The sequence below is a fragment of the Mesorhizobium sp. B2-9-1 genome, assembly GCF_006439455.1.
Taxonomy (GTDB): Bacteria; Pseudomonadota; Alphaproteobacteria; order Rhizobiales; family Rhizobiaceae; genus Mesorhizobium.
Map to the genome: position 1 here is coordinate 526,966 of NZ_VFTP01000002.1, position 17,074 is coordinate 544,039.

17 protein-coding genes are annotated in these 17,074 nt (G+C 63.4%); 11 read left to right on the plus strand and 6 right to left on the minus strand.

The features are described 5' to 3' along the window. Nucleotides 1-18: 18 nt before the first annotated feature. Both mutM and FJW05_RS06750 read right to left on the minus strand, forming a co-directional pair. Nucleotides 19-909 carry a bifunctional DNA-formamidopyrimidine glycosylase/DNA-(apurinic or apyrimidinic site) lyase gene (gene mutM, locus FJW05_RS06745; RefSeq protein ID WP_140629473.1) on the minus strand — a complete coding sequence of 297 codons (891 nt, stop codon included), beginning with the start codon at nucleotides 907-909 and terminating at the stop codon, nucleotides 19-21. Beyond that, nucleotides 902-2,140, minus strand: coding sequence for a phosphopentomutase (locus FJW05_RS06750; RefSeq protein ID WP_140629475.1), 1,239 nt, complete (start codon nucleotides 2,138-2,140; stop codon nucleotides 902-904). Before FJW05_RS06750 ends, mutM begins: the two co-directional genes overlap by 8 nt. A gap of 134 nt (nucleotides 2,141-2,274) precedes the next feature. Here FJW05_RS06750 and FJW05_RS06755 point away from each other — a divergent pair, with 134 nt between their 5' ends. Continuing rightward, nucleotides 2,275-3,213, plus strand: a complete 939-nt coding sequence (locus FJW05_RS06755) for a PhnD/SsuA/transferrin family substrate-binding protein (protein ID WP_140629476.1) — start codon at nucleotides 2,275-2,277, stop codon at nucleotides 3,211-3,213. A gap of 3 nt (nucleotides 3,214-3,216) precedes the next feature. On the opposite strand, the gene FJW05_RS06760 is transcribed toward FJW05_RS06755, so the two are convergent. From FJW05_RS06760 to FJW05_RS06770, 3 genes are all read right to left on the minus strand, one after another. After that, nucleotides 3,217-3,834: a TadE/TadG family type IV pilus assembly protein gene (locus FJW05_RS06760; RefSeq protein WP_140542018.1), complete on the minus strand. Its 618-nt coding sequence runs from the start codon at nucleotides 3,832-3,834 to the stop codon at nucleotides 3,217-3,219. Between the two features lie 37 nt (nucleotides 3,835-3,871). Further along, nucleotides 3,872-4,435 (minus strand): TadE/TadG family type IV pilus assembly protein, encoded by a 564-nt coding sequence (locus FJW05_RS06765; protein ID WP_140629764.1) that lies wholly within the window; start codon nucleotides 4,433-4,435, stop codon nucleotides 3,872-3,874. Between the two features lie 170 nt (nucleotides 4,436-4,605). After that, the gene (locus FJW05_RS06770; protein WP_140542019.1) at nucleotides 4,606-5,028 is read right to left on the minus strand and encodes a pilus assembly protein N-terminal domain-containing protein; all 423 of its coding nucleotides are present in this window, start codon (nucleotides 5,026-5,028) and stop codon (nucleotides 4,606-4,608) included. 344 nt (nucleotides 5,029-5,372) lie between these two features. Here FJW05_RS06770 and FJW05_RS06775 point away from each other — a divergent pair, with 344 nt between their 5' ends. From FJW05_RS06775 to FJW05_RS06815, 9 genes are all read left to right on the plus strand, one after another. Next, a complete protein-coding gene (locus FJW05_RS06775) occupies nucleotides 5,373-5,552 on the plus strand; it encodes a Flp family type IVb pilin (RefSeq protein WP_095765933.1) in 180 nt (59 codons plus the stop codon). 159 nt (nucleotides 5,553-5,711) lie between these two features. Next, nucleotides 5,712-6,230, plus strand: a complete 519-nt coding sequence (locus FJW05_RS06780) for a prepilin peptidase (protein ID WP_140629478.1) — start codon at nucleotides 5,712-5,714, stop codon at nucleotides 6,228-6,230. Nucleotides 6,231-6,453: 223 nt separating this feature from the next. After that, a complete protein-coding gene (gene cpaB / locus FJW05_RS06785; protein WP_140629481.1) occupies nucleotides 6,454-7,266 on the plus strand; it encodes a Flp pilus assembly protein CpaB in 813 nt (270 codons plus the stop codon). Next, a complete protein-coding gene (locus FJW05_RS06790) occupies nucleotides 7,263-8,771 on the plus strand; it encodes a type II and III secretion system protein family protein (protein WP_140629483.1) in 1,509 nt (502 codons plus the stop codon). Before cpaB ends, FJW05_RS06790 begins: the two co-directional genes overlap by 4 nt. A 14-nt stretch (nucleotides 8,772-8,785) precedes the next feature. Next, nucleotides 8,786-9,517, plus strand: coding sequence for a CpaD family pilus assembly protein (locus FJW05_RS06795; RefSeq protein ID WP_140542023.1), 732 nt, complete (start codon nucleotides 8,786-8,788; stop codon nucleotides 9,515-9,517). Between the two features lie 39 nt (nucleotides 9,518-9,556). Next, nucleotides 9,557-10,846, plus strand: a complete 1,290-nt coding sequence (locus FJW05_RS06800) for a CpaE family protein (RefSeq protein WP_140542024.1) — start codon at nucleotides 9,557-9,559, stop codon at nucleotides 10,844-10,846. 30 nt (nucleotides 10,847-10,876) lie between these two features. Continuing rightward, nucleotides 10,877-12,373 carry a CpaF family protein gene (locus FJW05_RS06805; protein ID WP_140629486.1) on the plus strand — a complete coding sequence of 499 codons (1,497 nt, stop codon included), beginning with the start codon at nucleotides 10,877-10,879 and terminating at the stop codon, nucleotides 12,371-12,373. Between the two features lie 155 nt (nucleotides 12,374-12,528). Next, on the plus strand, nucleotides 12,529-13,542 hold the full coding sequence (locus FJW05_RS06810; RefSeq protein WP_140542026.1) for a type II secretion system F family protein: 1,014 nt from the start codon (nucleotides 12,529-12,531) through the stop codon (nucleotides 13,540-13,542). Nucleotides 13,543-13,555: 13 nt separating this feature from the next. Continuing rightward, nucleotides 13,556-14,572, plus strand: coding sequence for a type II secretion system F family protein (locus FJW05_RS06815; protein WP_140542027.1), 1,017 nt, complete (start codon nucleotides 13,556-13,558; stop codon nucleotides 14,570-14,572). A gap of 147 nt (nucleotides 14,573-14,719) precedes the next feature. Here the strand turns inward: FJW05_RS06815 and FJW05_RS06820 are convergent, their stop codons facing one another. Further along, on the minus strand, nucleotides 14,720-15,547 hold the full coding sequence (locus tag FJW05_RS06820; protein WP_140629488.1) for a tetratricopeptide repeat protein: 828 nt from the start codon (nucleotides 15,545-15,547) through the stop codon (nucleotides 14,720-14,722). Nucleotides 15,548-15,672: 125 nt separating this feature from the next. On the opposite strand from FJW05_RS06820, the gene FJW05_RS06825 reads away from it, so the two are divergent. Further along, a complete protein-coding gene (locus tag FJW05_RS06825; RefSeq protein WP_140629490.1) occupies nucleotides 15,673-17,037 on the plus strand; it encodes a leucyl aminopeptidase family protein in 1,365 nt (454 codons plus the stop codon). Nucleotides 17,038-17,074: the final 37 nt, after the last annotated feature.

The following is a 17,074-nucleotide window of genomic DNA, read 5'->3' on the forward strand; positions in this document are numbered from 1 at the left end:
GATCGATACGTTCCTAGCTTACCGCTGACAGGTCCGGCAATAGAAGGTCGAGCGGCCGCTTTGCACGATGCGTTCGACGTGGCCGCGGCAGCCCGGCTTCGGGCATGGCTCCCCCTCGCGATCGTAGACCGCGAAGGAATGCTGGAAATAGCCGAGCGATCCGTCGGCCTGGACATAGTCGCGCAGCGAGGAGCCGCCGGCGGCGATCGCATCGGCGATGACCGAGCGGATCGCTTCGGCAAGGCGCGCGCTTTGCTCTTTCGCCTTCTTGGCCGACCCGGCGATGGTGCCGGCTTCGCGCAGCGGCGAGAGGCCGGCGCGCCACAAGGCCTCAGCCACGTATATGTTGCCGAGTCCGGCGATCAGCCGCTGGTCGAGCAGCGCTGCCTTGAGCGGCGATCTGCGACCCTTCAACAGCGAGGCGAGCAGGGGACCGTCGAGCGCGTTGCCAGTTGGCTCGATGCCGAGCCCCGCCAGCATCGGATGCGTGTCCGGCGCTCCTTCGGCAAACAGCATGAAGCCGAAGCGGCGCGGGTCGTTGAAGATGACGCGGGAGCGCTCGTCCCTCGGAGAGACGACGTCGAACACGACATGGTCGTGCGCCGCGCTTTTCGGGCGCTCGTGGTGGAAGGCGCCGGGGACGTCGCTGCTATCCGCGGCTTCGATCCGGAACGACCCCGACATGCCGAGATGGCAGATGAGAACCGGCCCGTTTTCGATATGCATCGTCAGGTATTTGGCGCGCCGACCAAGCGCCGTCACGGTCTTGCCGGCAAGCCGTTCCGAAAAGCGTTCGGGGAAAGGAAAGCGAAGGTCGGGCCTGCGCGCCTTGACCTTGACGAGCCGCGCCCCTTCCAGGACCGGCTGCAGACCGCGCCGGACGGTCTCGACTTCGGGCAGCTCAGGCATCGCCGCCTATCGTCGCAAGGAACGATGTTCCGTGGCGACCGGCAGCCAGGCCGAGGTGGTCCGCGACGGTCTCGCCGATATCGGCGAAGGTCGGCCTGAGCCCGATGTCGCCGCCCGTCAGTCCCGGCCCGATACCGATCACCGGAATGCGTTCGCGCGTATGGTCGGTGCCGCGCCAGGTCGGATCGTTGCCATGATCGGCTGTGAGGATGAGCAGGTCGCCAGGCCTTATCCGCGACAGCGCCTCCGGCAGCCGGCGGTCGAACGCTTCAAGCGCTCCGGCATAGCCGGCGACGTCGCGCCGGTGACCGAACTCGGTATCGAAATCGACAAAATTGGCAAAAACCAGGTCGCCGTCGCCGGCATCGTCCATCGCGCCGAGCGCTTTGTCGAACATTGCCATGTTGCCGCCGGCCTTGCGCACTTCCGAAATGCCGCAATGAGCGAAGATGTCGCCGATCTTGCCGACGGCGATGACCTTGCTGCCGCGCCCGGTCAGCCGGTCGAGCAGGGTCGGCTCCGGCGGCGGCACCGCATAGTCGCGGCGATTGTGGGTGCGCTGAAATGTGGCCGGCGTCTCGCCCACGAATGGCCGAGCGATCACCCGCCCGATCTTGAGCGGCTCAACCAGCCGACGCACCGTGAGGCAAAGCTCATAAAGCCGCTCCAGGCCGAAATGCGTCTCATGCGCGGCGATCTGCAGCACGGAATCGATCGACGTGTAGCAGATCGGCTTGCCGGTGCGGATATGCTCCTCGCCGAGCCGCTCGATGATCTGGGTTCCGGGTGCATGGCAGTTGCCGAGGATCCCCGGCAGCTTGCCCTCGCGGATGATGGCGTCGGTCAGGTCGGCCGGAAAGGCGGGCACCGTATCGGGGAAATAGCCCCAATCGAAACGCACCGGCAGGCCGGCGATCTCCCAGTGGCCGGAGGGCGTGTCCTTGCCGCTCGACACTTCCTGGGCGGCTCCATGAAAGGCCGAGGCGACCGGGGGCGCGTCGATACCGGTTTTCAGTCCCGTCGCGGTTTGCGCCGCCCGGCCAAGGCCGAGCGACATCATGTTGGGCACCGCGAGCGGCCCTTTGCGCAAACCTTGCCGATCGGCACGACCATCGGCGCAGGCCTGAAAAATATGTCCGAACGTGTCGGCGCCCGCATCGCCATAGCGTTCGGCGTCGGCCGCGCCGCCGATGCCGAAAGAATCGAGAACGAACAGGAACGCGCGCGCCATGGGTATCTTTGTTGTCAGCCTTGATCGCCAGACATAAGGTTCCCCGGCGGCGTTGGCAAATCGGAAACCAAACCGCAACGGCTTGGCGCCATAGTTGCGGCGAGGCGCGGATGCGGGGCGGGAGCGTGGCAGGTATGGCAAGGCGCGGCAAAACCGCGGCAAAGCAGGCCGTGAAGATGTGCGCGGCCGCTCTCGCGGCCTTAGGCGCCGCCTCCTCGCCGGCACGCGCCGACTGGCGTGACGACATCGGCACGTTCCGCATCGGCATCGTCGCCGAACCGGGCGGGGGCAACACCGTCCCGGGCCTCGCGCGCCTGACCGACGCCTATGCCAATGCGCTCGGCATGAAGGTCGAGTTCGTCGTTGCGCGCGACTACGCGGCGCTGATCGAGGCGCAGGCGAGCGGGCGCGTGCAATATGCGATCTATTCCGCTCTCGCCTATGCCACGGCCTCGGAACGCTGCGGCTGTGTCGAGGCTCTGGTGGCGCCGGTCGATGCGGACGGCGCCGTCGGCATCCGTTCCGTCCTTGTGACGCGCGACGGCCGGCTTCCGGACCTTGCCGCCATGGCTTCGCACCGGATCGCGATAGCGCCGGCCGAAAATGTCGGCGGCGCGCTGCTGCCGCTGGCGGCGCTGCCGGCCGAAGGCGTCAACATCACGCGGGATTCGCCCTTTCTGGCGCGCGCCGCTTCAGCCGCCGCGGCCGAGACGATGCTGAGCGGCGGCGAAGCGGACGCCATGTTCGGCTGGGAACCGGCCGATACCGGCGGCCGGTCCAGCCGTTCCGAGGGCACCGTCGCGCGGCTGGAGGCTGCCGGCGTCCCCGAGGCGTCGCTTCGGGTGTTGTGGACCTCGGGCCTCTTGCGCTTCGGCCCGCACGCCGTCCGCAATGATCTCGATCCCGAGGCAAAGCGCCGGCTGACGGTCTTCCTGACCAATCTCAGGTCCCAGACGCCCGACATATACGACCTGCTGGAGGCGGCGCATTCCGGTGGCTTTGTGCCGGCGGCGTCCAAGGATTACGCTATGGCCACGGCCATTGTGCGGCACGCATCCGACGGCCGGGACTGACCGTCAGCAATCGCTGCAGGGGATCTTTGGGCTCCGGCGAGGCCGGAGATAATAGGTCTCGCTCATCTTTATGTGGCTAAAGGTCGACAACAATCCAAGCGCCTTCTGCTGGTTGTTGTTCTCGCTCCAGGCGATGACGGGCACATAGCCGAGGTCGCTTTCCACGCGGACCAGGAAAGTGTTGCGGATTATCAGCGTCGAGGGGACGGTCGTGGTGTCGCCGGGATTGGCATCGACGCTGTAGGTGTTGCCCACCAGCTTGCGCGACCACGCCACCCTCACTGTCGGCGACGCCTCGTCGGATATCTGTATGCCGGTGATGATGATCGTCGGATCCGAGCGATTGTAGGGCCGAAGCGTCGATATGCCGATCTTCATCATTGCATCGAGGTTAGCCTTCACGACGGCCTGCTGCTGCGTGACGAGGTCCGCGACCATGCTGCCGATGCGGCTGACCTTCTTGCCGGTCTCGATGGCCTGCGAGGCCTCCATCGTTATGAAGTACATGATCAGGAGCACCGGCACGATGAACGCGAACTCGATCGCCGCGACGCCGCGGCGATCGCGGCAAAACCGCGCCACCTTCGCCGAAATCCCCCGGAGTGCCCCCGCACTATGCATATCGTCCTCCACGCCGCGGCTTAGCCGTCGAGCAGTCTCAATTGTCGTCGAACGGTTCGTTCTGCCAGGTCACCGATGCGAAATGCAGCGTTTTCTTGTCCTTCAGATTTGCCATCGACTGGGCCAGGAAATCGGTCATCACCGGCCATTTGTAGAACACGCGCAGCATGTTGATGGTCTCTGCCAATCCGGGCGAGACGGTTGGGGTCGTCGAGTTCGTCCCCTGTGTAAGCACGATATCTCCATCCACGATCTTGAAGCCCGCCGTGGCGGCGTCGGCGAAACTCGGATATTCGCGCAAATCGACCAGCAATCCCGGGCAGTCCTTGGCCACCATGATCTCAAGTCTGCTGCAGATCAGCTGCTTGATCGAGGCTTCTGTGACGTTCGACTGCTGCAACTGCCCGGTCCGCAGCTGGCGGGCGACATCGTCGGTGACGTTGGCCATCACCTCCTGGCCTGCGAACGAAATGCAGCTCTCGAGGATGGCGAAGACGAGAAGCGCGAACGGGATGGCCAGCATCGCGAATTCCATCGCCGTGCTGCCGCGCCTGTCGCTGAAGAAGCCGGGGCGGACTCTGACCCGCGCCCTGTTGTCCATGCCGTTGCCGGATGTGGCATCCTTGCTCATATTGCGTTCCTGCCGATCCCCTTTGCGGTACCGGCGGCAAGGTTAGCGATAACCCATTGAGTTCCGGTTTTGATGATCGTTAAATTCGTCGGGCACGCTTTAAGCTGTCTTTAATGCCCATAGGTTCGCCCTCGCAGGGCTCAGTGCCCGGCGCTCATTTCGGCTTCGGAAGTTTTCTCGGCCTCGCTCTTGAAGGCGCTCTCGCAATAGGGCGTGCAGGACATGGTCTGGACGTCGGCGCGTCGGTAGATGCGCACCGAGGAGGCGGCTTGTCGCACGACGGTCACCTGTTCGTCGATGATCGGGCTGCCTTCCGAATCGAGCACGACCAGATTGGTGACGCCGAAGCCCTTACCGGTGAGAACGATGGTCGAGGCGTCCTGCACGGAGGCGTCGGCGATTGCCGGATTGCCGATGACGACCGTATCGGCCCCGCGTGACAATTTGACGATCTTGGCCTGGTTCATGGTGACTTCTATGCCGGCGCCGGCCCTGGCCGGCATGACCAAGGCAGCAGTTGCCAGCAGCGCGGCGACTGGAAACAGCGATCTCGACAAGGTCATTGAAGCGCTCCCGGCAGGCAGATTCTTCAACGGAACATGAACGAGATTGGTGAAGTAACGGTTAAACCCGGCCCGGCATGATTAAGGATCGCCTGCATGGTGCGCCATGCGTCGATGGCCTTACTGTTTTAGGAATATTGCACAAGCGCCGGTTTCTCGGAAACCCGGACCTCTGGCGATGTTTAGGCCACGGTTAACCACACAGGGCATTCGCCACCGGAAAGGAATCGGTAAGGCTGTTTATTAAGCCGATCGAAACGGCTTCTCCCTAGATTTGCAGCATCCGATCAACCCGGAAGAGAAGTTGACGGAAGTGCTGTAACACGTGGAGTAGGAGCTCTCGAATGTCTAATCTTATCGCACGTTTCGTGAAGGACGAATCCGGCGCGACCGCCATCGAATACGGTCTGATCGCCGCTCTCATCGCGCTTGCCATCATGGTTGGCGCTACCCAGCTCGGCGGCGCGCTGAACGCCAAGTTCGCCAACATCGCTGCTACCCTGAACGGCGCCACGGCTCCGTAATAAGGCTGCGTATCGCGCTTTTTCGGCAGAAAGGAAAAGGGCCGCCAGCTGGTGGCCCTTTTTCATGCAGTCGGCCGATTTTGATCGTCCGGCCTCATCGATCGTTAATCCAGCGCGCCTAGGATGCCGCTGAAAACATGCCACAGGCACGCCGCATCCATGCTTGAAGCCGTGATCTTCGTCGTCTTTCCTTTCTGCATGCTGTTCGCTGCGATCTCGGACACCCTGTCGATGACGATCGCCAACCGCGTTCCTGTGCTGTTGGTGGCGACATTCGCGCTTGTTGCGCCGCTCGCCGGCATGGACTGGGCAACCTATGGCTGGCACTTCGCCGCCGGCGCCCTTGTGCTTGCCACGACCTTCGGCCTTTTTGCGCTCGGCGGCATGGGCGGCGGCGACGCCAAGCTTCTGGCCGCGACCGCTCTGTGGATGGGCCTCAACATCAACCTGATCGGCTATCTGGTGACGTCGGCTTTCATCGGCGGCCTGCTTACCCTCGCAATCCTTGCCTACCGGAAATCGCCGCTCGCCACGTACACCGGCCACAGCCGATTTCTGCGCCATTTCGCGGATGAGAGCGTTGGCATCCCATATGGCATCGCGCTTGGCGCGGGTGGACTGATCACTTTCCCGGATTCGCCGCTGATGGTCTGGGCGCTGGAGAGGCTCACGACATAGGCCCCGCGATCTCGATGTCGGCGATCCCAGGCGGCCGCCTTTTATCAGATCGGAAGGCGGCCCCGGGCCGCTTTTTCTGTTAACGGCGGGCCGTTCAATCCAATTTGAGTAAACCTTAAATTAATCACGATCGTAAGCATTACATTAACCTTGTTTTGACGATTGCAGCTGCAAAGTCCGGCCTGGCGAGGTGGTTTGCCATGAGGCGAAGGGTTTCGGACGAATGCCAGCATCCCGATTGATTATTCTGGGCGTGGCTGCGGTCGCGGCGGGTGGCGCGGGCTACGTGGCGAAGAACATGGTCGTCGCGCCGCCGCCTCAGGTCATCGTCGATGCGCCCAAGCAGCCGGCGATCGCATTGCAGGATGTGCTGGTGCTTTCCGGTGACGTGTCGATGGGCAGCCAGCTCGGCACCAACATCAGCTGGGAAGAATGGCCGGCCGATGGCGTCAACGCCAATTTCATCACGCGCGCCGCCGAGCCTGACGCGATCGAAAAGCTCAAGGGCTCGGTCGCCCGCGTTGCCATGTATACCGGCGAGCCGTTGCGGCGCTCCAAGCTGGTCGGCGAGGGGCAGAGCTTCATGTCGTCGATCCTGCCTTCCGGCATGCGCGCCGTCGCGACCGCGATATCGGCCGATACGTCCGCGGGCGGCTTCATCCTGCCCAACGACTTCGTCGACGTCATCATGACGCGCCGCGCCGACACCGGCAATGGCGGCAGCGGCTTCAACACGGAGACGATCCTCAAGAACATCCGCGTGCTGGCCATCGACCAGACCATCCAGGAAGACGAGGAAGGCAAGAAGACCAGGGTCGGCCAGACCGCGACGCTGGAGCTGACGCCGCAGCAGGCGGAGATCATCACAGTGGCGCAGCAGATGGCCGACCGCCTGACGCTGGCGCTGCGCCCGATCACCGACATCCATGAAAAGACGACGGACGAAGCCGACTATCTGGTCAACGGCAACGGCCGACGCGGAACCGTGCGGCTGATCAAGTCCGGCGAGGTTTCCGAGGTGGGAGCAAGGAAATGAGGCTGAACGGTAAACTGCTGCCCTTCCTGGCCGCCGCGGCGATCGGTTTTTTCGTGCTCGGCACCGGCGCCCCGGGGCTGGTCGAAGCCAAGGCCGCGGGAGCCGGCGTGTCGGCTTCCGTTGCCACGCAGCGCGTCAAGCTCGGCCTCAACAAATCCGTGGTCATCGACTTGCCCAGCGACGCCTATGATATCCTCGTCGCCAATCCGGCGGTTGCCGATGCCGTGACGCGCACCGCGCGGCGCATCTACCTGTTCGGCAAGGCGGTCGGCGAGACCAACATTTTCGTCTTCGGCCCCAATGGCGAGCAGATCGTCAGCCTGGATCTGGCCGTCGAGCGCGACGTCGCAGGGCTGGAAGACTATCTCAAGCGCTTCATCCCATCCTCGCAGATCAACGTCGAGCTTCTCAATGATAACGTCGTCCTGACGGGCATGGTCGACACGCCCCTCGATGCCAAGCGGGCCGTCGACCTTGCAACCATCTTCGTGTCCGGCGGCGAAGCGACGACGGGTCAATATTCGCAGACCGCCGCCGGCGGCTCGGTCAATGGCGGCGTCGACATCAACAACCCCGACCAGGAGCGCCGGACCTCCAAGATCGTCAACCTCTTGCAGATCATCGGCGATGACCAGGTGACGCTCAAGGTGACCGTCGCCGAAGTCAGCCGCTCGGTGATGAAGCAGCTCGGCGTTAACTTGGTTGGCCGCGGTGGCAGCAATGGCATCAGCTATGGTGCGATCAGCGATACTTTCCCGGGTCTGGGCAAGCCACTGTCCGCCTCAGGCTTGAACTTCGCCACTTCATCCCTGCAAGGCACCATCAACGCCATGGAGCAGTCTGGTGCCATGAAGACACTGGCGGAGCCAACGTTAACGGCGGTCTCCGGGGAGAAGGCGACGTTCAAGGTCGGCGGCGAATACAACATAGTGACCGCCGTCACCAGCAACAAATCGACAGACAATCAGAATGCCGACAGAACCTGGACGTCATCGAAGGTCGACTATGGCATCGGACTGGAATTCCAGCCGGTGGTCCTGTCGGCTGGCCGTATCAGCCTGAAAGTGAGAACCGCGGTGTCAGAGCCGACGACGGAAGGCTCCGTTGCATTTGGCGATACCAATATCATATCGCTGCGCAAGCGCTTGGCGGATACGACCGTGGAGCTGCCTTCCGGGGGATCGATGATGATCGCCGGACTTGTTCGTGACGATGTGCGCCAGGCCCTCAACGGCCTGCCTGGCCTGACAAAGATACCGGTCCTCGGCGCTCTGTTTCGTAGCCGTGACTTCGTGCGCAACGAAAGCGAGCTCGTCATCATCATCACGCCTTACCTAGTCAAGCCTGTGGCACGCAACGATCTGGCGAAGCCTGATGACAATTTCAATCCTGCGAGCGACGGCGCCGGCATGTTCCTCGGCCGCGTCAACCGCGTCTACGGCACCATGCAGACCGACAGGCCAGCCGGCCGCTACCACGGCGTCGTGGGCTTCATCTACAAATGAGTGGGAATGCGGATATGTCCAAGTCAGCATCGAAGGTCATGACGGTCCGGACAGCATCCGGTATCGCAAGGATCCGTCGGCAGGTGGTCCCGGCATTGGCGGTCATGCTTGCCGCGTCGCTCGCAGGTTGCGCCAACCGCGACAGCGTAACCGTCGGGTCGATACCGGACGACTACCGCACGACCCATCCGATCGTCATTGCCGAGAAGAACCAGAAGATCGACCTGCCGGTCGGCGCCGGTGATCGCGGCATGACCGGTGCGCAGCGCGATACGCTGCTCGGTTTTCTCGACGGCTACGACAAGAGCGCCGCGCCGGCGCTGACGATCGCGATGCCGGCCGGATCCGCCAATGAGCTTGCCGCCAGGGCCGCCGGTCGCGATTTTGCCAGGCTCGCCATGGCGGCAGGCGTCAAGCGCAACCGCATCGTCATGACATCCTATCAGTCGGCGGTGCCGGAGGCGTCAGCGCCGGTGCGCGTCGCCTTCGTCGCGGTGAGGGCCCAGACCGACAAATGCGGGCGTTGGCCCGAGGACATGCTGGAGACGTCGCAGAACAAGCACTACGCCGACTTCGGCTGCTCCTATCAGAACAACCTCGCAGCACAGCTGGCCAATCCCAATGATCTGATCGGGCCGCGCAAACAGTCCGACATAGACGCCGAAAATCGCGGCGCGGTGATCGACAAGTACCGCGAGAGGGGCATCTCGGACGAGTTCCTCGGCAATTCGGAAGTAACCTACTAAGCTGCGCCGGACGACGAAGAAAGCAGTCACGGAAAGAGCATGACGATGAGCAATCTTGCCTACGACACGCCCGCCGAAACCGGCGACCTTTCGCAGCAGGACATCGCCGCCATGCAGGCGCTGCGCCCCGTGCCGCGTATTTCGATCCAGGCCTTCTGCGAGACCGAGGGGGTCGCCAACCCCGTCGAGCGCGCCGGCGAGGATCGCCGGATGGCCAAGGCCCATCTCAAGGTCCATATGGGTGGCATCCCGACCGCGATCGAGTTCTACCAGTCCGCGCCGACACCGAACCTGATCCTGCTGGAATCGCGCAGCGAACCGCAGCAGCTGCTCGAACAGCTCGGGCAGCTCTCGGAATATTGTGATCCGTCCTCCAAGGTGGTGGTTATCGGCCACTACAACGACGTCGGGCTCTACCGCGAGCTGATCCGTTCGGGCATTTCCGAATATGTCATCGCGCCGGTCTCGATGACAGACATCGTCAGCGTCGTGTCGTCGATCTTCGTCGATCCGGATTCGGAGCCGATCGGCCGCTCGATCGCGTTCATCGGCGCCAAGGGCGGCGTCGGCTCCTCGACCATCGCTCACAATGTCGCCTGGGCGATGTCTTCCCTGTTCAAGTCCGAGGTCGTCATCGCCGATCTCGATCTCGCCTTCGGCACCGCCAACATCAATTTCGATCAGGATCCGGCGCAAGGCATCGCCGAGGCGGTGTTTTCACCGGAGCGGGTGGACGAGGTCTATCTTGACCGTCTGCTTGCGCAATGCGCCGAGCATCTGTCGTTGCTCGCAGCTCCCTCCACGCTCGAGCGCGTCTACGATTTCGACTCCGAGGCCTTCGCGCAGATCATAGAGACAGCGCAGCGCAGCGCGCCTCTGCTTGTCCTCGATGTCCCTCACGTCTGGAGCGGGTGGACCAAGAGCACGCTGATCAAGGCGGACGAGATCGTCATCACGGCCACGCCCGAGCTCGCAAATCTTCGCAACACCAAGAACATGGTGGACATGCTGAAGCGGCTGCGTCCGAACGATCCGCCACCGAAGCTGATCATCAACCAGGCGGGAGTGCCGAAACGGCCCGAGATCGCGGCGTCCGATTTCGCCGAACCGCTCGGCATCACGCCGATGGCGGTGATCAACTTCGAACCGCTGCTGTTCGGCAATGCCGCCAACAACGGCCGCATGCTCTCCGAGATGGACGCCAAGAGCCCCGTCGTGACCACCATCAATGAAATAGCGCATGTGCTGACCGGACGCAGCGAAATCAAGACAAGGAAGAAAGCAGGCCTGGGCTCGATCCTCGGCAAGCTCTCGCGCAACAAGAAGTGACGCTGATTGAGCGGCATCGGGTAGTCGATCATGTTTGGTAAAAGAGGCAAAGACGACGGCAGCCGGGCAACGCCCGAATTCCGTCCGCCGGCATCCGCTCCCGCCGCCGCTCCAACCGGGACGATGACGGCCGAACGACCGGCCGCGCCGCCGTCCGGCACGCCGGCCACGCCGCCGGCGCGCCGGCCCGTCGAGGCGCCGCCCATGGCGCCGGAGCCGCCAAGAAGGGTTCAGCGCGAGCGCTCCGAGACCTATTACGACACCAAGAGCCAGGTGTTTTCGGCGCTCATCGACACGATCGACCTGTCGCAGCTCGCCAAGCTCGATCCCGAAAGCGCGCGCGAGGAAATCCGCGACATCGTCAACGACATCATCGCGATCAAGAATTTCGCGATGTCGATCTCCGAGCAGGAAGAACTGCTCGAGGACATCTGCAACGACGTTCTGGGTTATGGACCGCTGGAGCCGTTGCTTGCCCGCGACGACATAGCCGACATCATGGTCAACGGCTCCAAGAACGTCTACATCGAAGTCAATGGCAAGGTCGAACAGACCGGCGTCCGTTTCCGCGATAACCAGCAGCTGCTCAACATCTGCCAGCGCATCGTCAGCCAGGTCGGCCGCCGCGTCGACGAATCGAGCCCGATCTGCGACGCGCGCCTGCCCGACGGCTCGCGCGTCAACGTCATCGCGCCGCCGCTGTCGATCGACGGCACCGCGCTCACCATCCGCAAGTTCAAGAAGGACAAGCTGACGCTGGACCAGCTGGTCAAGTTCGGCGCCATCTCGCCGCAAGGCGCGGAAATCCTCAAGATCATAGGCCGCGTCCGCTGCAACGTCGTCATCTCGGGCGGCACGGGCTCCGGCAAGACGACGCTGCTCAACTGTCTGACCAACTATATCGACCGCGAGGAGCGCGTCATCACCTGCGAGGATTCGGCGGAACTACAGCTGCAGCAGCCGCATGTGGTCCGTCTCGAAACCCGGCCGCCCAATCTGGAGGGCGAAGGCGAGGTGACCATGCGCGACCTGGTCAAGAACTGCCTGCGCATGCGGCCGGAGCGGATCATCGTCGGCGAAGTGCGCGGACCGGAGGTGTTCGACCTTCTTCAGGCGATGAATACCGGTCACGACGGCTCGATGGGCACGATCCACTCGAACAGCCCGCGCGAATGCCTCAATCGTATCGAATCGATGATCGCCATGGGCGGCTATTCTCTGCCGCAGCGGACGGTGCGCGAGATCGTCGTCGGCTCGATCGACGTGATCATCCAGGCGGCTCGCCTGCGCGATGGCTCACGCCGCATCACCCACATCACCGAGGTGGTCGGCATGGAAGGCGATGTCATCATCACCCAGGATCTTGTGCTCTACAACATCAAGGGTGAAGACGCCGGCGGCCGGCTGGTCGGCGAGCATGTGTCGACAGGCATCGGCCGTCCGCAATTCTGGGACCGCGCCCGCTATTATGGCGAGGAGCAGCGCCTCGCCAATGCGCTCGAGGCGATGGAGAAACGCGCTGACTGATGCATCTGGAGGTTGGAAGCAATTCCAGGAAAAGTGTGATGCGGTCGGGTTCGGCGACTTCGCCGTAACTTTCCGTCCGCAATTGCGTCAAGACAAAGAGACAGGGCGGTTCGCCGTTTCCTTGGAACGGCGAAATGTCCTAGGGACCCCGGTCGATGTTCGGAATTGACACCACCGTACTGGCTTTCATCGTGCTTGCCGGCTTCAGCGCCGGCGCGGTGGCCTATGCTTTCCTGTTCACGCGCATCGACAACGAGAAGCAGGCCGGCAAGCGGCTTCAGACCATCAAGACAGCCGAAACGGACCGGTCGGTGGTGAAAGCGACGCGCGACCGCGCCGCGGAAGCGGTCAAGCGGCGAAAAAACGTTCAGGACACGCTGAAGCAGCTCGACGAGAAGCAGAAGACCAATGATCGCAACGTCAAGAAACCGCCGCTGAAGGTTCAGATCCGCCAAGCCGGCATGCAGGTTCCGATCGAGCGTTTCTATATCTATTCCGCTGTTTGCGGGATCATCCTGACGGCCGTTCTCTTTTTCCTCGGCGCGCCCCTATGGGCGCTGCCCGGTGCCCTGCTGGTGGGCGGCCTCGGCCTGCCGCGCTGGTTCGTGTCGTTTCGCCGCACACGTCGCACCAAGGCCTTCCTGGAAGAATTTCCGAACGCGCTCGACATCATCGTGCGCGCGGTCAAGTCCGGCCTGCCGCTCAATGATGCGATCCGCCTGATCGCCAACGAATCGCCCGAACCGGTCCGGTCCGAATTCCGCCGCATCGTCGATTCCCAGCAGATGGGCATGTCGGTGCCCGACGCCGCCATGCGCATGCCCGAGACGATGCCGTGCAGCGAAGCCGGCTTCTTCGGCATCGTCATCCAGATTCAGTCGCAGGCCGGCGGCAACCTGTCCGAGGCGCTGGGCAACCTTTCGCGCGTCCTGCGCGACCGCAAGAAGATGAAGGCCAAGGTCCAGGCGCTGTCGATGGAAGCCAAGGCATCGGCCGTCATCATCGGCGCCTTGCCGTTCGTCGTCGCCTTCCTCGTCTATCTGTCGAGCCCGAACTACATCATGCCGCTGTTCACCACCAACGTCGGCAACCTGATCCTCGGCTGCTCGGGTGTGTGGATGTCGATCGGCATCCTGGTGATGCGCAAGATGATGAACTTCGAAGTGTAGGGGCGCGGATCCGGTGACAGAGCAGGTCGTCAAAACACTCACCGACCCTTCTTTCCTGATCGCGATGCTGGTCGGCATCGCCGTGTTCGCGACCGTCTTCACGCTCCTGCCGGCGTTCGGCGGCACGTCGCTCAAGTCGCGCATGAAAAGCGTGGCGCTCGAACGCGACAAAATGCGCGCCGAGCAGCGTGCGCGGCTGGCCAACGAGGCCGACCGCCGCCGCAAGGGCCTGCGCGAGGAACAGTCCATCGGCATGCGCAACATCGTCGACCGCCTGGATCTCAGGCGCGCGCTTGCCGACGAGAGCACGATCCAGAAGCTCAAGGTCGCGGGCTTCCGCGGCCAGAACCCGCTGACACGCTTCCTCTTTTTCCGCCTGGTCCTGCCATTCGTCGGTTTTGCCTTGGCGGCCATCTATCTGTTCGTGCTCGGCGGCCTGCCGCAGCAGCCGGCCTTCATCAAGCTGTTCGTCTGTGTCGTTGTCGCCTATGGCGGCTTCTATGCGCCGATCCTCTACGTCAACAACCGCGCGACCAAGCGCAAGCAGTCGATCCAGCTGGCGTGGCCGGACGCGCTCGACCTGATGCTGATCTGCGTGGAATCCGGCATGTCGGTGGAAGCGGCCCTGCGCAGGGTAGCCGACGAGATCGGCACGCAGTCGGTGGCGCTTGCCGAGGAATTCGTGCTCACCAATGCGGAGCTGTCCTATCTGCAGGACCGCAAGAACGCCTATGAGAACCTGGCAAGCCGCACTGGCCTGGAATCGGTGAAGTCGGTATCCCAGGCCCTGGTCCAGGCTGAGCGCTACGGCACGCCGGTGGCGCACGCGCTACGCGTGCTCGCCTCGGAAAGCCGCGACATGCGCATGAACGCCGCCGAGAAGAAGGCCGCGGCACTTCCGCCGAAGCTTACCGTGCCGATGATCCTGTTCTTCCTGCCGGTTCTGTTCGCCATCATTCTGGGACCGGCCGGCATCCAGGTCAGCCAGCGCGGCATCTTCGGCGACCAGCACAGCTCCTCGAGCCAGTAAAGCAATTCCAGGAAAAGGGTCGAGCGGTTTTCCGTCCGGAATTGCGTAAAAACAAAGAGTTAGGGCCGTTCGCTTCAAATCAAAAAGCCGCGCGGGATCCGCGCGGCTTTTTTTGAACGGTGGTCGATTTGGCAATGCCGTCCGCGGTCAGTTCGTGGCGATCTTCGCCTTGGCCTTGTCCTGATCCTTCAATTGGCTCCAGGCGTTCTGCTGGGCAAGCATCTGGCGCAGATAGGCGACGTTGGCCTGCGCCTGTTCGGGCGACAGTTCCTGCGAGGCGATCTTCTCGGCTTCGTCGAAGCGGCCCTGCAGGCCGACGACCAGAGCGAGGTTCTGCCGCACTCTGCTGTCGGCGCCGGGCTGCTGCGCGGCGGAGCGCATATAGGTTTCTGCCGTGCGCAGGTCGCCTTCGAGCACATAGGACATGCCGAGATTGGACAGCACCGAAGGCTCGTTCGGCTTCAGTTCCAGCGCCTTGCGATAGTCTTGCCGCGCTTCGTCTTTCTGTCCCATCTGGTCGAGAATGGCGGCTTCCGCCGACACCAGCTTCCAGTCCGGATATTCGGGCGTCTGCGCGCGCCGCACGGCATCGAGGGCCGGTTCGAACTGGCCGTTGGCGGCAAGCGCCTTGCCATAGGCTGCAAGCACCTCGCGATCCTTGGGATAGGCGATCGCCAGCTTGCGCATCACCGCCAAAGACTGGTCGGCATCGCCGTCCATCTGCAGCGCCGCCGCGAAATTCATCGCGACGCGCTTGTCGCCCGGATTGCGGGCATAGGACTGGCCGAGCCTGGACGTGGCGGTACGCAATTCGCCGGACGACATCGTTTCCAGCGGCCTGCTGTCGGGGCGGGAGATGGAGCCCGTGGTGAACTTGCTGGTGCTGCCGCAACCCGCCACGCTGGCCGCCAGCGCCGCCATGAAAGCCGTGGTGATCAGACGCTTGGCTGTAAGGTTCAACGCTTCGGTCGGCATCGGCGCCCGGTCTCCATTCCTGTGCGGCCATTGGCTGGCCGTCTTCCCTCCGGCAGAAATATTCTGTTAACCCTAACGGACCGTTAAGAAGCGCCGACTCGAACTGTTCGGCCGGAGATCATCGCATGCCTGTCGAACTCATTGAGCAGAAGCCGGAAGCCGCCTTGCCTGTCTATCTGGTGGCGAAGGACGCCCTTGAAGCCGCGGCGCTGCCGCCCTCCGCCGTCGCCTGGGCAAGAGCCAACGGTTTTTCCGGCGAGGCAGGGCGCACGCTGGTCCTGCCGGGCGAGGGTGGCGGGCTTGCCGGCGCGCTGTTCGGGACAGGCGATGGCGAAAGCGTTCTTGCCCTCGGCGCGCTCGCAAGGGCGTTGCCGGAGGGCGACTGGCATTTCGCATCGCGCCCGGCGCAACCCGATCTCGCGGCGCTCGCGCTTGTCCTCGGCGGCTATGTCTTTACTCGTTACGGCAAGAAGCCCGGCAAGACTTTGCGCTTCGCGCTTCCGGAGGGCACCGACGCGGCGCATGTCAGCCGTGTCGCCGACAGCGTGTTCCTGACACGCGACCTCGTCAACACGCCGACCAGCGACCTCGGTCCGGTCGAATTGGAAGAAGCCGCCCGAAAACTGGCGACCGCCCACGGCGCCGATATCTCGGTGATCCATGGTGACGATCTCCTGATGCGGAATTTCCCGATGATCCACGCCGTCGGCCGGGCCTCCACTGGCGCGCCGCGGCTGATCGACATGAGCTGGGGACCGGGCGACGCGCCGAAGGTGACGCTGGTCGGCAAGGGCGTCTGCTTCGATACCGGCGGCCTCGACATCAAGCCGTCGTCGGGCATGCTTCTGATGAAGAAGGACATGGGCGGCGCCGCCAACGTGCTGGGTCTCGCCGCTATGATCATGGCGGCGAGACTGAATGTCCGGCTGCGCGTGCTGATCCCCGCCGTCGAGAATTCGATCGCCGGCAATGCCTTCCGGCCCGGCGACGTGCTCAGGAGCCGCAAGGGCATCACGGTCGAGATCGGCAACACGGACGCCGAAGGCAGGCTGATCCTGGCCGACGCGCTGGCGCTGGCCGACGAGGAGCAGCCCGCTTTGCTGGTCGACATGGCGACGCTGACCGGAGCCGCCCGCGTCGCGCTGGGGCCCGATCTGCCGCCTTTCTACACCAACGACGAGACGCTTGCCGCCGACCTGGCCGCGGCGTCGGTGGCGGTCGAGGATCCACTGTGGCGCATGCCTTTGTGGCGACCTTACGATGCAAAGCTTTCCTCGAAGATCGCCGACATCAACAATGTGACGACGGACGGCTTTGCCGGATCGATCACCGCCGCGCTTTTCCTCAAGCGCTTCGTCGAGAAGACCGACAGCTGGGCACATTTCGACATCTTCGCCTGGAACCCGGCCGACCGACCCTACGGCCTGACCGGCGGCGAAGCCCAAGGCATTCGTGCGCTGGAGCGGATAATTACGCAGCGATTTGCCTGAGCCGGAAGACCAAGCGGCAGATCGTCACTGAAACGGA

Coding starts and splice junctions, on each gene's coding strand:
- mutM (WP_140629473.1), bottom strand. CDS start 909: ATGCCTGAGCTGCCCGAAGTCGAGACCGTCCGGCGCGGTCTGCAGCCG.
- FJW05_RS06750 (WP_140629475.1), bottom strand. CDS start 2,140: ATGGCGCGCGCGTTCCTGTTCGTTCTCGATTCTTTCGGCATCGGCGGC.
- FJW05_RS06755 (WP_140629476.1), top strand. CDS start 2,275: ATGGCAAGGCGCGGCAAAACCGCGGCAAAGCAGGCCGTGAAGATGTGC.
- FJW05_RS06760 (WP_140542018.1), bottom strand. CDS start 3,834: ATGCATAGTGCGGGGGCACTCCGGGGGATTTCGGCGAAGGTGGCGCGG.
- FJW05_RS06765 (WP_140629764.1), bottom strand. CDS start 4,435: ATGGACAACAGGGCGCGGGTCAGAGTCCGCCCCGGCTTCTTCAGCGAC.
- FJW05_RS06770 (WP_140542019.1), bottom strand. CDS start 5,028: ATGACCTTGTCGAGATCGCTGTTTCCAGTCGCCGCGCTGCTGGCAACT.
- FJW05_RS06775 (WP_095765933.1), top strand. CDS start 5,373: ATGTCTAATCTTATCGCACGTTTCGTGAAGGACGAATCCGGCGCGACC.
- FJW05_RS06780 (WP_140629478.1), top strand. CDS start 5,712: ATGCTTGAAGCCGTGATCTTCGTCGTCTTTCCTTTCTGCATGCTGTTC.
- cpaB (WP_140629481.1), top strand. CDS start 6,454: ATGCCAGCATCCCGATTGATTATTCTGGGCGTGGCTGCGGTCGCGGCG.
- FJW05_RS06790 (WP_140629483.1), top strand. CDS start 7,263: ATGAGGCTGAACGGTAAACTGCTGCCCTTCCTGGCCGCCGCGGCGATC.
- FJW05_RS06795 (WP_140542023.1), top strand. CDS start 8,786: ATGTCCAAGTCAGCATCGAAGGTCATGACGGTCCGGACAGCATCCGGT.
- FJW05_RS06800 (WP_140542024.1), top strand. CDS start 9,557: ATGACGATGAGCAATCTTGCCTACGACACGCCCGCCGAAACCGGCGAC.
- FJW05_RS06805 (WP_140629486.1), top strand. CDS start 10,877: ATGTTTGGTAAAAGAGGCAAAGACGACGGCAGCCGGGCAACGCCCGAA.
- FJW05_RS06810 (WP_140542026.1), top strand. CDS start 12,529: ATGTTCGGAATTGACACCACCGTACTGGCTTTCATCGTGCTTGCCGGC.
- FJW05_RS06820 (WP_140629488.1), bottom strand. CDS start 15,547: ATGCCGACCGAAGCGTTGAACCTTACAGCCAAGCGTCTGATCACCACG.
- FJW05_RS06825 (WP_140629490.1), top strand. CDS start 15,673: ATGCCTGTCGAACTCATTGAGCAGAAGCCGGAAGCCGCCTTGCCTGTC.